Here is a 14843-nt window from a genome sequence, read left to right as displayed (position 1 = left end):
AAAGTTATGTAAAGAAATGTGGCGATTCGATAGCGCATACAGGGTAAGCCAAAGTAAATGAGGAGATAGAATATGAATAAAGGAAGAATCATTTTACATATTGACCTTAATTGCTTTTATGCCTCTGTTGAACAAATTTACGATGCCTCATTAAAAGGGAAACCTGTGGCAATCGCAGGTAATCCAAAAGAGCGTAGAGGTATTATTATTACTTGTAGCTACGAAGCAAGAGCAAGTGGTGTTTTTACAACGATGAATGTCGGAGAGGCACGTCGAAAGTGCCCAGAGCTAATTGTACTTCCTCCTAATTTTGAACGATACAGAGCTGCCTCCAAGTCATTTTTTAATTTGTTAAAAGAGTATAGCGACATTCTCCAACCAGTTTCAATCGATGAAGGATATTTGCAACTTCCTATAGTTGAAGGCCAACATGTATTGCAACACGTACAAAATATGCAAGATAGAATCTGGAACGAACTGCAACTTCCTTGTTCAATCGGCATTGCACCGAATAAATTTTTAGCGAAAATGGCAAGTGATATGAAAAAACCAATGGGTATTACCATACTCCGAAAGCGCGATGTTCCCGCAATATTGTGGCCGTTGAAAGTCATTGAGATGCATGGAGTTGGTAAAAGTACGGCGGAGAAATTAGGTAAATTAGGTATCAAAACAATTGGAGAACTAGCTGTAGCTGAAGAATATGTATTAAAGCAAAACTTTGGCATTAATGGTCTGCGTATGAAGCAAAAGGCAAATGGTGAAGATGACAGACCAGTTGATCCAGAAGCAATATATGATACGAAAAGTGTAGGGAATTCAACAACACTTTCCCGTGATACGACAGATAGAGATGAACTATATAAAGTAATCGCAACACTTTCTGAAAAGGTAGCGGAAAGATTAAAGGCCAAGAAACTTGCTGGAGTTACTGTAAGTATCATGATTCGTTCAGCTGATTGGGAAACATGTACACGAAGTAAGTCTATCAATAACGCAATTCATTCAAAAGAAGATATCGTTGAGCATGCCTGGTATCTCTTTAATAAGCATTGGGACGAGGAGCCAGTACGATTACTGGGTGTTACTGTATCGAATGTCAATGATATTAAAGAAACGACACAACAACTAACGTTATTTAATTTTGAAGAGCATGTAAAAGATGAGCCAATCATCAAACTGGTTGATCAAATCGAGCAAAAGTTTGGAAAAGGAACAATTTTGCGAGGTTCAGATATTGCCAAACCAGCTGGGAAATATCAAGCCAATACGAGTTTTAGTAAGGACTTTTGGGACGAACATAAGTAGAATAAATGATCAAACTTTACAATCAAACAGAAAACCGTCATTTTGATCAACCTTTTTTCGAAATGACGGTTTTCTAATTGTATTCAGATTGAAAGCGGCTTATTTAAGTGGAAATATTATATGTTCGTAGACAATTCATTTTCCTTTTGTTCATAGTTATCACGGCGATCTTTGATTTTTTCTAATACACTATTTAGCACATTCCGTTCAGCTAGCGTTTGATAAAGGACATTTTGAACCTGTGCGGCTTCCTTGTTTTCTTCTTGATTACTTAGAAATTCACTGAATGTTCCCATATAATCATGATAATCTATATTGGAAAGTGTTTTAGCAGCTACTTGTTTGTGCTTTGTTAACGCAGAAGTAAACTGTTTACGTGCCTCATCTGGTTGGGCAGGTATTAGTTTGATTTTACCTTTTGTATCTGAGTCTCCTGTGAAGTCAAGGAATTGATAATCGAACGCCAATGGTTTAGCAAGAGCGATATGGGCGTGAAGAGCAACAGCATGGTCAGGAAGTTTTTCAGTTATCTCACGAAGGATATCGTTTCCTTTGTCAAGATAACGACTGCCATCGAATGCAAGAACACGGCCGACTTCTTCAGAGAAATAGTCTTGAGCAAGGAATTCCTGATCGTATCCGGTAGGTGGTAAAACTCGAAGTCTTAAGTTATTTGATACGATGTTATGGCCGTTTATTTGCATAGCCACTTGAATGTTATAAAATCCTGGGTCATCAATTAACCAGCCATTTTTCCCTACGGACGCGAAAATAGTTTCGTACAGTGATTCACCAGGCATTATTACCTTATTCTCTTTGTTCCATAAATATTGAACATGAGGTAGTAATCGACGTCCTTGTTTTCCATCTTTTTTAACCATTACAGTCATTCCGTATAAATCGGACAATATATGTTTATTGATTGACTGAGGTTGATTCGAAGTATTTGTTAATTTGATTTCAATAACTGCAGGTTCTAACCATTGGAATATAGATGTTTTACGGTTAACCCTCAATTCAAGATTAAATGAAGGGTGAATAGAAACGGTCGGTTGCTCAAAACCATGATCTACAGCCCAATCAGCATTACCCATTTGTACGAAGCGCTCAGGAGCGTGGCGCAAAAACAAAAGCTCTTGATCGCTAAAACGATACTCAAAGTTTTTGAAGAACTCCTGTTGGTTGCCATCAAATTTGAAAGGATAATTCATAAAGCTTAGAGCCTTAGGTTCTGGGGTAAGAGGGCGATCCAACGGTTCCCAAGGATGACCTAAGTGTTTTTGCCAAGAGTGCAGAAGATTAAAAGCATGTCCCATCTCATGGCAAGCACACCAAAAACGATATCGCTGTACCCAAGCTTCTGGGGAGGGGTCACCTTTAGGTGGATCTGAAATAAATGAATTATTAAAAATGGCCGTCCCTTGACGATGATTCGGACCTATACTATCAAACATAATACCACCCAGACCATGGCCTTCTTCAGCTTCCGAATTTGCAAAGAATGTCCACATGGACCATTGGGGTTTATTATCAAAGTGTGACCAATATACCTGCATGGCATCATGCATCTCTTGGGTGTTCCACTTTTTATCAGTTCCTGTATGGTCTTTGGAAACCATATTATTACCGTCTGATATTTTCACATCAAACCCAGTGCGTTTGAAAACTTCTGAAATTGACAAAGTTTCATCCGGCAAAGATGCTGGTTTGTCTGGATGCGCGTGTGTTTGATAGGTTGTGACTGGTGTTGTCCCTTCTTCACCATCAAATTCAAATTCCACAGGATGGAAGTAAGGAGATTGAAACTTGAACGAGCTAGTTCTGTCTGTCTCTCCTCCAATCAGAAATGCGACTTCTGCAGTATGCTGTTCAGGGATTGAACCGCGTGTTACTTGTATTTTTACATTTGTATAAGGAAATGATTGTATGTCATCTAAGTATTTATTTCGAATATTGCCTGTCCAAGTATCTGGACCGTTAGCTGTTAACTTGGCAATCCAATGAATAGTAGAAGACATATTTGAAATAATAGTTCCGCTTGCTACCATTTGTGGGTAGTATCCGTCTACATCGATACGAAGTTCCTCACTGATTTGCTGTTCACTCCATGCATATAAGCCACTAATTGGTGCGAGGGGAAATTCTCCTAAACTGGAAGGGCTAATGGCTTTTTCTAATTCTTTTGCTTCGTTCGTTTTGTTTTGATCCATCTTTATTACCTCCATGTTTATTATTTTTTGTCTTTCTTCCTCAATCCCAAGAGCTACAATGTTTCATCAAAAATGCTAAATGTGTTTCAAATATTATATATGCAACAGTAAATATAAATATGACACATAAACACTATAAATTGGTAAAATAAATACAATGTGTAAAAGTATAGCTAATAACCTTAACGAGTGGTTGATTTCCGTTTCGACTGCCAGGGGGGCGTCCGATGAGCCGCTTGGGGCAGCAAATGTTTTCTGTGCGAAAGCGTAGTGCTAACGTAGCGGCAGCAGAGGGTTTTGGTTTTGTTTGTGCGAACCGCAGCAACAGCAACAGGTTTTGGACTGTGCGAAAGCGAAGCGGCAGCAACAACAGCACCGATGTTGGTCACGAAGGCGTTATCACAGGACGTGATGTTTTTAGCCTTCGTTCCTCTAAATCGCTGACCCTAGGAGTAGCCCAGTCTCCTCTCCAATCAACTTATATATATGGCATACACTTTAACAAAAGTTATCCACAACTTTTGGTGATGATTTAAAATATGTAAGAATAATCTGTGTATTTCCCGGGGAATACAAAATCAAAGAAATAAGGTGTGGTAATGCATTATAAGGAGTACGGTAATCTACATAAGCCACTCATATTATTAATTCATGGAGGTGGTGTTGGAGGGTGGATGTGGGATAAACAAGTCCAATACTTTTCCGATTATCATTGCGTTGTACCAGAATTAATAGATAACGAGGCTAATAATACATCTGATTTTTCAATTGAAGATAGTGCAAAAAAGCTTCTAAGTTTAATAGAAGAAAAAGCAAAAAATAAACGAGTCATAGTAGTCGGATTTTCACTAGGAGCTCAAATTGCTATTCAAATGGTTAGCTTAAAGCCGCAATTAATAGATTCAGCCATCATCAACAGTGCTTTAGTGACACCTTCCCCTATTGCAGAAAAATGGATTAGACCATTGATAAAACTAACTTTTCCCTTAATAAAAAATAAATCATTCGCCAAGCTTCAAGCTAAAACGTTATATGTCGATCAAGAATATTTTGAACAATATTATGAAGATAGTTCGAAGATGAAAGTAGATACACTTATTAAAATACTGAAAGAAAATATGTCGTTTGCTATCCCGCGTGATTTTTCGAAAGTACAATGTAATATTTTGGTAACTGTCGGTGAAAAAGAGAAAGGCAACATGAAAAAATCTGCTCTCCATCTTGTGAATAGCAATCCCGATAGTCAAGGTATTGTGCTATCTAACATCGGCCACGGTGTCTCATTAGCCAACCCTGAGTTCTTTAACCGTTTTGTAGAAGAGTGGATTAAGGATGGTAAGTTACCAGAAGGGAAGGTTATCAATTAGTGCATAGTGCAAAAAAGAAGTTATTTTTACTTTTTGACTATTGTCTATAAAAGTAGGGAAGATATTTGTAAAACTAATGTCATATTTTTAAGTTGATAGGAATGGGGAGTCCGATATTGTGTCGGACTCATGCCTTTATTTTCTTTAATACGTTCTATACTTTTTTTATGTTCCACATTCTCAGATTTTTTAAGATATATAAACTCTGATTCATGATGCCAAAGAATTCCGCCATGTAGCTGGTGGTTTCAAGAATTTTAAAACTTTCTCCAACCGTATTGATACAAGAGAATATGTTCGACGTGAGCCAATCGGATATATAATGATTTCGCAATTAAACACAACAGTAATATCAGTCCCCATTTTTGATTTGGGTTATCTGCTGTAAATTGACGGTTTAAAATATTTGGTGCAATTTTACTCACGGTCCTTTCATACAATTGATCGCACAACACACTTAAATTAAGCTTTTTCATAATACGTTTATTCCTTCTTTTGATTTGCTTTCCCCACGGTCGTCCAGCTCATTGCGAATACGGCGATATCCGTAACGAACTTCATGTTCCATAAATCGCTTAAATCTCAAAAATCGGCATTTGGATTTGGACGGTTTATCTTCTTTTTGAAATCGTTGCTACGTGGAATTTGTGCGTATGCTACAAGCGCCTTCATCGAATATTTGTGCCTTAATTCATAGATGACCTTCACTTTATCTTCTTTGGTGATTTTTTCTTTCTTCATACTAAACAATTCAACTTTTTTGACGGTTTTAGTTGCCATAATGAGCAGTATCATGCAAGATTTATGCAAGTGTTTGACTTCATTGCATACGGTCAAATGGAGCTTTCGTATATTAAATGAAGCATAGTATGAACAGGTGCTGCACTGAGACTCTTAATGGACAAGGGTAACATTCTATGGGAAGATGCAATTGAGGATTTCAACAGACAACCTGGTATTACACAATAAGAAAAATTAAAGAACCATTTGAAGTCAAACGAAGTAGAAGGCGCTAATCAAATAGAGGAACTGAAGCAAATTTATGTCCCCATTTAGTGTTGCGAATGCTCCTGATTGCCTAGATAGACGGGTTAATTCTGATTGTTATAAAATTTTATTGCAATTAGAAGTTTTTTGGTTTTTATAGTAAGGAGAGGTCAATTATTGAATTTGAATATTTTAGTTTTAGACGATGAAAAGGAAATTGCTGATTTAGTAGAGCTTTATCTAAAAAATGAAAATTATAATGTCTTTAAGTATTACATAGCTAAAGATGCCCTAAAATGTATTGAAAGTGAAAATATAGATTTAGCTATTTTGGATATTATGATGCCTGAAATTGATGGTTTTACAATTTTAAGGAAAATTAGAGAAAATTATAATTTTCCTGTTGTTATGCTTACTGCTAAAGAAGAAGAGATAGATAAAATAAACGGATTTACTCTAGGAGCGGATGATTATATAACAAAGCCTTTTCGTCCATTGGAGCTGGTTGCTCGCGTAAAAGCCCAAATACGGAGATTTACATTGTATAATCAGGATTCTAAGCAAAATGAAGGTATTATAGACTTTTCAGGTTTAGTTTTGAATAAGGATACACGCCAAGTCTTTTTAAATGAAAAGCAATTATCCCTTACTCCAACTGAATTCTCTATTCTATGGTATTTATGTTCAAATCGAGGGAAGGTCATTAGTTCAGAGCAATTATTCCAAGAAATTTGGGGAGAAAGGTATTTTAACAGCAATAACACCGTAATGGTTCACATTAGACATTTACGAGAAAAAATGAAAGATTCTGCGGAAAACCCAAAGTTTATTAAAACGGTTTGGGGAGTGGGGTATACAATTGAAAAATGAGTTTGGCAGACTGAAGAGGAAAATGATTGTACAAATTATTTTTATTTTAGTGATAGCAATAGTTATTGGTTATTTAATTAGTATTGCTTTACTTGATGGTATATTACAAGCTCCTTTTGCGGATGCCTTCGTTGCCTTTTGTGAAAATGTCCTGCAATTAGATTGGTACACAGCACAAAAAATTTATTTGATAATATTTCAACAGAATAAATCTCTTTGGCTAGCTGTAGGATTCATTCTATTACTTCTTATCATTTTTTATATTGCCCTATCTCGTTTTACTCGTTATTTTAATCTTATTAGTACAAGTATTAGTATGCTTTCAGATGAGTCAGATAAGGAAATTCACCTTCCTGCTGAGCTAGACTTTTTGGAGAAGCATTTAAATAATGTGAAAAATAAATTAGAAAAACGAGCGAGGGATGCACAAGAAGCTGAGCAAAGAAAGAATGATCTTGTTGTTTATTTAGCCCATGATATTAAAACCCCGTTAACATCAATTATTGGTTACTTAAGCCTTTTAGATGAGGCAAAGGATATGCCTGCTGATCAAAAAGATAAATATGTAACGATTACATTGGAAAAATCATATAGACTTGAACAATTAATTAATGAGTTCTTTGAAATAACAAGATTTAATTTACAATCCATTATTTTAGAGAAAGAGCTTATCCCTCTAAACTATATGCTATTGCAAGTAGCCGATGAATTTTACCCATTGTTAGTGCCAAAGGGTCAAAAAGCAATTGTCCATATAGATGGAGAAATCAATATTTATGCAGATGGAAATAAATTGGCAAGAGTATTTAATAATATTTTGAAAAATGCAATTGCATATAGTGACCCAAATAGTACAATTAAAATTAGTGCTAAAAGCGAAAATAATCAGACGTTTATTTCGTTTAGTAATACGGGGAAAACGATACCCGCTGAAAAATTGGATATGATATTTGGTAAATTTTACCGTCTAGATAGTGCAAGGTCAACACAAACAGGTGGTGCGGGACTCGGTTTAGCCATTTCAAATGAAATTGTACAAGCCCACGGAGGGACGATTTCAGCCACTTCCAGTAATGATAAAACAGTGTTCACTGTCATGATTCCAACCAAATCTTAAGAAACCTTAAGATTTTACTAATAGTTAATTAAAATAAAGCTCCTTTTTTTATGTTTGAATAGAAGCATACAGAAAAGGAGTTGTTATTTATTTTCACTAGAAAAAGTATTTATAGTATATTGTCCATATTAATCTTGTTATTTGTTTATTTTATACTGTCCAAAGAAACCCCTATGTCTTTACGCCAGGAGATCGTTACCTCTTCAAAATTAGTCGTACCAACAAATAGTGATGGGATGATCGATGTCGACTTACGCAGTTCCAACGCGATTTTAGTTAATTTGGATGAAAACAAAGTTCTATTGGATAAAAATAGCGAGGAAATTATTTATCCTGCATCTTTGACAAAAATGATGACGGTATTAGTTGCCATTGAACATATTAAAAATTTGCAAGACGATGTAGTTTTACCAAGAGAAATATTTAATGATTTATACAAAGAAAATGCTTCAGTGGCAGGTTTTCTCCCTAATGAGAAGCTTACTTTAAAGGATTTATTGTACGGTTCCATGTTACCATCAGGTGCAGAGGCAACAATCGGCTTAGCTAAATATGTTGCTGGTTCAGAACGGGAATTTGTAAAACTTATGAACGATAAGGCTAAAAAGCTAGGAATGGAAAATACTCACTTTATGAATACAACTGGACTGCATCACCCAGATCATTTTACGACTGTCAAAGACCTTTCTTTACTCTTACAATATGCGTTAAAAGATAATGAGTTTCGAAATGTTTATACAGCAGAAAGATATTTTATAAGGCCAACAAATCTTCATCCAGAAGGTATCGTATTGACGAATAAAATGTTTCATAATATGAACTCAAGTGCATTGCCTCGAGGAGAAATCTTGGGCGGTAAAACTGGCTATACAGAAGAAGCCGCTTTATGTTTAGCGAGTTTGGCTAAGATAAATGGACAAGAATATATCCTTGTGACAGTAGGAGCTGAAGGGAGTTCTCAGACTGTGCAATTTAATATAGAGGATGCATTTTCAGTATATAGTAAATTATAAACTTATCTTAGAAAAATTAAATTTTCATAAAACAATTGAAGAAGAAGCACCTGCTCTAATTGATTTAGAAAAAGTAGTAGGGTTTATGGATTGTTTGTTTAAGTAAAAAACGCATTGTAGCTCCAAAAAAGTATGTTCATAAAAGTGTAGGGAGACATGTTGAAACTCAAAAAGAATTTAAGCCTTATAACATTGAGAACTTCACTTTCAACCAAACTCGAATCATAAAACTACTTTAGAAAACAGGTTTTTAACGTTACCTATAATTCATATATATAGAGTAAAAGCTAATAGGGGTAGAAATCATTGGACAAACAAAATAGCAGATATAGAATCTCTCAATACTATGTAAATATATGCAAATGTTTTTGTTAAGTATTAACAAAATAGAATAGAGGAACAATAAGATAAGTAAATTCATCCAATGCGAATTATGAAGTAAATCACAGCACTCGAAAGAGTGTTTTTTTGTGTCTGAAAGCAGTATGCCCATTGTTTAGAGGTGAAACATTGATGCACCTAGGTGGGCAAGAAACATGTAGTTTATGTACACTTAATAGGAAAAAGACCACTCTGTGATGGGTGGTCTAAAAATCAAGGTAAACAAAAGGTAAACATTATAGTTGTTAACCATTGATATATCAGTGTTTTGGTATGTCCTCCTGGGACGTATCAAGGTTCAGATAGAATAAGTTTGAACCAACTGAAAAGCGCTTCAAAGCCTTTAATATCAAGGGAGTGTGTCGCTTTTCTTTGTTTGAGAATGCGTTAGAAAAGGATAGAAAATGAAAAGTTTCTACACATTTTCTAACAAGCAAAAGTGGCATGAAGATGCTACTTGTCTGTTTCGAATCGAACTCCCCAAATTTTTTAGATGTGAGGATGGTAGTACTTTAATTAAGAAAAATAATTCGAGTAACAGTAATGAATTCAGTAATTGATCATACGATTAAATCATTTGATAATATAGTAGCGCGCTTCGAAAATCATGATTACACAATTAAAGAGCGCCCTAAAAGCATTGTGGGAACTGTGATACACGTTATTATTGTGATAGGAATATTGTAAGTGGAGTTGATATAAATAAATAAAAATTCTGTGATATTTGTTTATTCACACTTGAAAAATTCGATTACGTTGAAAGAAACGTAATCGAATTTTTTATTATTCTATATAAGCCTAATGTTATCTATCTAAACCCCTCACTTAGAAAAAATCCGATTAATAATTAAATTCAGCGCTGCTATTAATGCAACTGAAACTTCTCGAATCCGAAAATGAATTCACACATGTAAGAGCAATAAATATTGCATTTTTCATTTCTTCAAACATAACATCATTTTCGCCAATCACGTCTAAAAGTAAAATAATATGTAAACTTCCCCAGCTTATAAAACTGTAATAGCTACACACACTTAAAATAGTTAATCCTTTTGTAAAAGCTATGTAAATTTATTTTCGGAAAGTAATAAAAATTTTCTTTTAAAGAAGATATATTTCCAATATAAAGAAATTAAACTGTACATCGGCAAATTTTAGACAAATTTGTAGGCAGAAGTATGATGAAAGAAATGTAATGTAGGTAAGAAAAAATTAATTCATTTCACTGCTATTAGTAGTGAAAAAATCGAACGAAACGCACGAATTGAAGTAAAAATAAATAAGGAACTCATTAGTTAAACTAATGCATAAACGTAAATTTTATTTAATAACAGATACATTTATCGGAAAATAAAGGGGATTCTTAATGTATTTTACAGTCTATCAACAGCTGATTTATGAAATTTACATAAGGTTTACATTATTTATAAATGGGGTTAATTTTATTCCTTTATTGTTAAGATAACGAAAGAAACTACTTGGGGGATTAATCAAACATGTGGAAAAAATCACTTTACTTTGTTTGCTTTACAGTACTATTAACTATTCTTGTAGCTTGTAGTAATGAAGAAGATACAGCAGATACACAAACTGGTGGCTCGCGAGTAACGATATCAGGTTCAACATCAGTAGGACCTCTTGCAGAGAAGCTAGCTGTGAAATATGAAGAAGAAAACGACGTGAAAATTGAAGTAAACCAAATAGGTTCTTCGGCAGGTATTACAAATGCAATCAGAGGTGTTTCTCAAATCGGGATGTCATCACGTGACTTAAAGCAAGAAGAGAAGGACAGTAATTTACAAGAACTGATTATTGCTTATGATGGCATTGTTGTTGTAGCACACCCATCGAATCCTGTAAAAAATTTAACGATGGAGCAGGTAAAGCAAATTTTCACAGGTGAGGTTACGAACTGGAAAGAGGTTGGTGGCAAGGACATGGAAATTGTTGTTGTTTCACGTGAAGACGGTTCAGGATCACGCGATGCGTTCCAAGAAATCGTAGGCTATGAATCAGGTCAGCTTATTAAAAATGCAATTGTAGCAAGTGGGAACGGGAATATTAAAACGACAGTTGCAATGAACAAGCATGCAATCGGATTTATATCCTTTGAATATGTTGATGAATCAGTTTCGACAATGGATATCAATGGTGTGCAAGCAAAGGCTGAAAATGTTTTAGCAGGACAATATGAACTATCTCGACCATTTTTATTTGTGCATAAAGAAGATGTACCGGAGTCAGCAAAGCAATTTATGGAGTTTATTTTAACGCCTGAAGGGCAAAAGATTGTTGAATCGGCTGGTGCAATTCCGTTAACGAAATAATTAGTCGTGGAGGATGAAAAAGTGGCAACACAACATACAAAAGAAGTAGAACAACAGATTAGTAAAGGAAATGCACGAAAGTACTTTTTTGAAAAACTATCATCGAAAATTTTCTTAGCCTGTGCATTGCTATCCGTAATTAGTTTATTACTTATCGTAGGGTTTGTTTTTTATAAAGGGGCTAACCCATTCGTAACAGGCGATTATAGCTTCCTAAGCTTTATCTTCGGATCAGAATGGGTGCCAAGTGAAGATAAATTTGGGATTTTCCCGATGATTGTTGCATCGATTTATGCGACAATTGGTGCTTTAGTAATCGGGGTTCCGGTTGGTTTATTTACAGCGATTTTTTTAGCTGAGATTGCTCCGAAGCGCGTGGCGAAAATTGTGTCACCAGCAATTCAATTATTAGCCGGTATTCCATCTGTATTGTATGGGGTATTTGGTTTAGCAATTATCGTGCCATTTTTACAGGACAATTTAGGGCTTGTTCGTGGGCAAAGCTTAATCGCGGTTATTTTAGTATTAGCGATTATGATGCTTCCGACAATAGTAACAGTAGCAGAAACAGCTATTCGTGCGGTACCAAAATCATATCGTGAAGGTTCACTAGCACTTGGGGTTTCTGAAATTGGGACAATCTTTAAAGTTGTAGTACCAGCAGCAAAATCAGGTATTATGGCTGCAATCGTTTTAGGTCTTGGTCGTGCATTAGGTGAGACAATGGCTGTTATTTTAGTTGCGGGTAACTCATTAATTATCCCAACAAGCCTGACAGACAGTATACGTCCATTAACTACAAATATTGCACTTGAAATGGGTTATGCGGCAGGTACACATCAGGAAATGTTATTTGCGACAGGTATCGTATTATTCTCATTCATCTTAATTTTAAACTTTGTATTAGCTCGATTAACAGCGAAAGGTGGTCACTAAGGTGCGTCAAGCAAAAGATAATCTACTACGCGCAATGCTTTGGGGCTCAGCATTTATATCAGTAGCGATTTTATTAACGATTGTTGGATATTTATTCTACAAAGGTTTTTCATACATTAGCTTTGATTTTATTTTTGGTGACTATTCACCAATAGGTGGCGGCGGGATTTTCCCAATGATTGTCACAACGATTTACACAATTATCATTTCATTAATCATTGCAACACCAATTGGTATTTTAGCAGCGGTTTACTTACAGGAGTATGCGAAGCAAGGTCGCTTAGTCCGCATCATCCGCTATGCAACGGAAAGCTTAACAGGTATTCCATCAATTATTTATGGTTTATTCGGTGCCGTATTCTTCGTAGCGATTTTGAAGTTAGGTATGTCGATCATAGCTGCTTCATTAACTTTAACAATCATCGTTTTACCGGTTATTATTCGTACGACAGAGGAAGCGTTAAAAACGGTACCAGCATCATACCGTGAAGGTTCATTAGCATTAGGAACGACAAAGCTTCAAACACTTTATAAAGTCATTTTACCGAGCGCAATGCCAGGTATTTTATCGGGTATTATTTTATCAATCGGTCGTATTGTAGGGGAGTCGGCAGCGATTTTCTTAACTGCAGGTACAGTAGCTGCGATGCCAGATAGTATTTTCTCGTCGGCTCGTACATTAACAGTACACGCGTACTTAGTAACACAGGAATCTGGGGATATTGGTTTAGCAGCAGCAATCGGTATCGTATTGATTGTCATTATTTTAGCACTTAATTTATCGGCAACATATATTTCGAAGAAGTTCAGTAAAGCAGAATATTAACAAAGGAGAATGGGCATGGTAATGATGGTAACGGAGGTAGCAACAGTGAACGAACAACAAGTTAATACAGCATCAGCGCAATCAAAAATTCTTGTCGAGGATTTAAATTTATTCTACGGGGAAAAGCAAGCATTATTTAATGTCTCATTAGATATTAAGGAAAAGGAAGTAACGGCTTTAATAGGTCCTTCGGGATGTGGTAAATCGACTTTTCTACGTACGTTAAATCGTATGAATGATTTAATTGACGGTGTGCGTGTTATCGGTAACATTAATATTGATGGTGAAGATATTTACACTTCAAATGATGTTATAAAATTACGTACAAAAGTAGGGATGGTATTCCAAAAATCGAACCTGTTCCCGATGAGTATTTATGACAATGTAGCTTATGGTCCACGTATGCAAGGGATTAAAAATCGTAAAGTGTTGGATGCTTTAGTAGAGGAATCTTTACGTGGCGCGGCGATTTGGGATGAAGTAAAGGACCGTTTAAAAACATCAGCATTAGGTCTTTCAGGCGGTCAGCAACAGCGTATTTGTATTGCACGTACCATTGCGATGAAGCCAGATGTTATTTTAATGGACGAGCCAACGAGTGCACTAGATCCAATTTCGACATTAAAAGTAGAAGAACTGATTACGCAAATGAAAAAAGACTATACAATCGTCATTGTAACGCACAACATGCAACAGGCTGCGCGCATTAGTGATAAGACAGCTTTCTTCTTAAATGGAGAGGTTGTAGAGTACGATGATACAAATGTGATTTTCTCTACACCAAAAGATCAACAAACAGAAGATTATGTAACAGGTCGTTTCGGTTAATAGGGGGAAATAGAAATGATTCGTGAAAGCTTCGAAAAAAATATGCTTGAGCTTCAAAATAAAATGGGTGAGATGGTAGAGGCGACAGTGGCAGCGATGGAAAAAGCCTTCATCGCACTCGAAACGCAAGATATGACACTTGCTTTGACGGTTATTGAGGAAGATACGTTTATTGATGCACTTGAAAATGAAATGAATCAAATGGCAACTTGGCTGCTGGCAAAAGAACAGCCAGTTTCGCGTGATTTACGCCGCATACTAAGTATGATTAAGATGTCTGCAGAAATCGAGCGTATTGCAGATTTCGCTGTAAATATATCAAAATCAACGATTAAAATTGGCAAGACGGAATCATTACTTCCACTAACGTCGTTAGTACAAATGAAAGATATTTCGATGGATATGCTGAAAAAGGCACTGAAATCTTTTGTGGAAGAGGATATTGTACTAGCGAAAGAAGTAGGCGATTTAGATGATCGTGTTGATGAAAAAAAACATCAAAACTATAAAGGGTTAATCGATTCGATTCAACAACATCCAGAGCAGGCAGAAGAAATTGTACAGCTACTGTTTATTAATCGTTACGTCGAACGTACAGCAGATCATATTACGAATATGGCAGAGTCAACGGCTTACTTCATTAAAGGGGAATTATTTGATTTAAATTAACGGA

The 14843-nt window shown here is 35.7% G+C and carries 14 protein-coding genes; 12 read left to right on the top strand and 2 right to left on the bottom strand.

The annotated features are described in order from the left end of the window. Positions 1-72 precede the first annotated feature (72 nt). A complete protein-coding gene (locus ACQKN4_RS12195) occupies positions 73-1308 on the top strand; it encodes a DNA polymerase IV (protein ID WP_427483805.1) in 1236 nt (411 codons plus the stop codon). Positions 1309-1424: 116 nt separating this feature from the next. Here ACQKN4_RS12195 and ACQKN4_RS12190 read toward each other — a convergent pair whose 3' ends face one another. Beyond that, a complete protein-coding gene (locus ACQKN4_RS12190) occupies positions 1425-3518 on the bottom strand; it encodes a hypothetical protein (protein WP_427483804.1) in 2094 nt (697 codons plus the stop codon). Positions 3519-3821: 303 nt separating this feature from the next. On the opposite strand from ACQKN4_RS12190, the gene ACQKN4_RS12185 reads away from it, so the two are divergent. Both ACQKN4_RS12185 and ACQKN4_RS12180 read left to right on the top strand, forming a co-directional pair. Then, positions 3822-3962 (top strand): hypothetical protein, encoded by a 141-nt coding sequence (locus ACQKN4_RS12185; protein ID WP_427483803.1) that lies wholly within the window; start codon positions 3822-3824, stop codon positions 3960-3962. A gap of 155 nt (positions 3963-4117) precedes the next feature. Further along, a complete protein-coding gene (locus tag ACQKN4_RS12180; protein ID WP_427483802.1) occupies positions 4118-4885 on the top strand; it encodes an alpha/beta fold hydrolase in 768 nt (255 codons plus the stop codon). Positions 4886-5467: 582 nt separating this feature from the next. Here the strand turns inward: ACQKN4_RS12180 and ACQKN4_RS12175 are convergent. After that, the gene (locus ACQKN4_RS12175) at positions 5468-5665 is read right to left on the bottom strand and encodes a hypothetical protein (RefSeq protein ID WP_427483801.1); all 198 of its coding nucleotides are present in this window, start codon (positions 5663-5665) and stop codon (positions 5468-5470) included. Between the two features lie 384 nt (positions 5666-6049). Here ACQKN4_RS12175 and vanR point away from each other — a divergent pair, with 384 nt between their 5' ends. From vanR to phoU, 9 genes are all read left to right on the top strand, one after another. Further along, positions 6050-6742, top strand: coding sequence for a VanR-ABDEGLN family response regulator transcription factor (vanR, locus tag ACQKN4_RS12170; protein WP_079561719.1), 693 nt, complete (start codon positions 6050-6052; stop codon positions 6740-6742). Positions 6743-6764: 22 nt separating this feature from the next. Beyond that, positions 6765-7859, top strand: a complete 1095-nt coding sequence (locus ACQKN4_RS12165; RefSeq protein ID WP_427483831.1) for a sensor histidine kinase — start codon at positions 6765-6767, stop codon at positions 7857-7859. A 173-nt stretch (positions 7860-8032) separates the two neighbouring features. Continuing rightward, positions 8033-8872, top strand: coding sequence for a D-alanyl-D-alanine carboxypeptidase family protein (locus tag ACQKN4_RS12160; protein WP_240518283.1), 840 nt, complete (start codon positions 8033-8035; stop codon positions 8870-8872). A gap of 924 nt (positions 8873-9796) precedes the next feature. Further along, positions 9797-9940 carry a hypothetical protein gene (locus ACQKN4_RS12155; protein ID WP_427483800.1) on the top strand — a complete coding sequence of 48 codons (144 nt, stop codon included), beginning with the start codon at positions 9797-9799 and terminating at the stop codon, positions 9938-9940. Between the two features lie 809 nt (positions 9941-10749). Then, a complete protein-coding gene (locus tag ACQKN4_RS12150; protein ID WP_427483799.1) occupies positions 10750-11580 on the top strand; it encodes a phosphate ABC transporter substrate-binding protein in 831 nt (276 codons plus the stop codon). A gap of 21 nt (positions 11581-11601) precedes the next feature. Then, the gene (gene pstC / locus ACQKN4_RS12145) at positions 11602-12516 is read left to right on the top strand and encodes a phosphate ABC transporter permease subunit PstC (protein WP_427483798.1); all 915 of its coding nucleotides are present in this window, start codon (positions 11602-11604) and stop codon (positions 12514-12516) included. 1 nt (position 12517) lies between these two features. Beyond that, positions 12518-13342 carry a phosphate ABC transporter permease PstA gene (pstA, locus tag ACQKN4_RS12140; protein WP_427483797.1) on the top strand — a complete coding sequence of 275 codons (825 nt, stop codon included), beginning with the start codon at positions 12518-12520 and terminating at the stop codon, positions 13340-13342. Between the two features lie 24 nt (positions 13343-13366). Continuing rightward, positions 13367-14170, top strand: coding sequence for a phosphate ABC transporter ATP-binding protein PstB (gene pstB / locus ACQKN4_RS12135; RefSeq protein ID WP_427483830.1), 804 nt, complete (start codon positions 13367-13369; stop codon positions 14168-14170). A gap of 15 nt (positions 14171-14185) precedes the next feature. Beyond that, positions 14186-14839 carry a phosphate signaling complex protein PhoU gene (gene phoU, locus ACQKN4_RS12130; RefSeq protein ID WP_427483796.1) on the top strand — a complete coding sequence of 218 codons (654 nt, stop codon included), beginning with the start codon at positions 14186-14188 and terminating at the stop codon, positions 14837-14839. Positions 14840-14843: the final 4 nt, after the last annotated feature.

It is taken from the genome of Lysinibacillus sp. NPDC093692 (assembly GCF_050280125.1).
Lineage (GTDB): Bacteria > Bacillota > Bacilli > Bacillales_A > Planococcaceae > Lysinibacillus.
This window is presented reverse-complemented; position numbering and strand designations above follow the sequence as displayed.

Bases quoted from the DNA above. Each gene is read 5' to 3' on its own strand.
- pstB (WP_427483830.1), top strand. From the start codon at position 13,367: ATGGTAACGGAGGTAGCAACAGTGAACGAACAACAAGTTAATACAGCA.
- ACQKN4_RS12155 (WP_427483800.1), top strand. From the start codon at position 9,797: ATGAATTCAGTAATTGATCATACGATTAAATCATTTGATAATATAGTA.
- ACQKN4_RS12180 (WP_427483802.1), top strand. From the start codon at position 4,118: ATGCATTATAAGGAGTACGGTAATCTACATAAGCCACTCATATTATTA.
- ACQKN4_RS12160 (WP_240518283.1), top strand. From the start codon at position 8,033: ATGTCTTTACGCCAGGAGATCGTTACCTCTTCAAAATTAGTCGTACCA.
- ACQKN4_RS12165 (WP_427483831.1), top strand. From the start codon at position 6,765: ATGATTGTACAAATTATTTTTATTTTAGTGATAGCAATAGTTATTGGT.
- ACQKN4_RS12190 (WP_427483804.1), bottom strand. From the start codon at position 3,518: ATGGATCAAAACAAAACGAACGAAGCAAAAGAATTAGAAAAAGCCATT.
- ACQKN4_RS12175 (WP_427483801.1), bottom strand. From the start codon at position 5,665: ATGGCAACTAAAACCGTCAAAAAAGTTGAATTGTTTAGTATGAAGAAA.
- ACQKN4_RS12195 (WP_427483805.1), top strand. From the start codon at position 73: ATGAATAAAGGAAGAATCATTTTACATATTGACCTTAATTGCTTTTAT.
- ACQKN4_RS12150 (WP_427483799.1), top strand. From the start codon at position 10,750: ATGTGGAAAAAATCACTTTACTTTGTTTGCTTTACAGTACTATTAACT.
- phoU (WP_427483796.1), top strand. From the start codon at position 14,186: ATGATTCGTGAAAGCTTCGAAAAAAATATGCTTGAGCTTCAAAATAAA.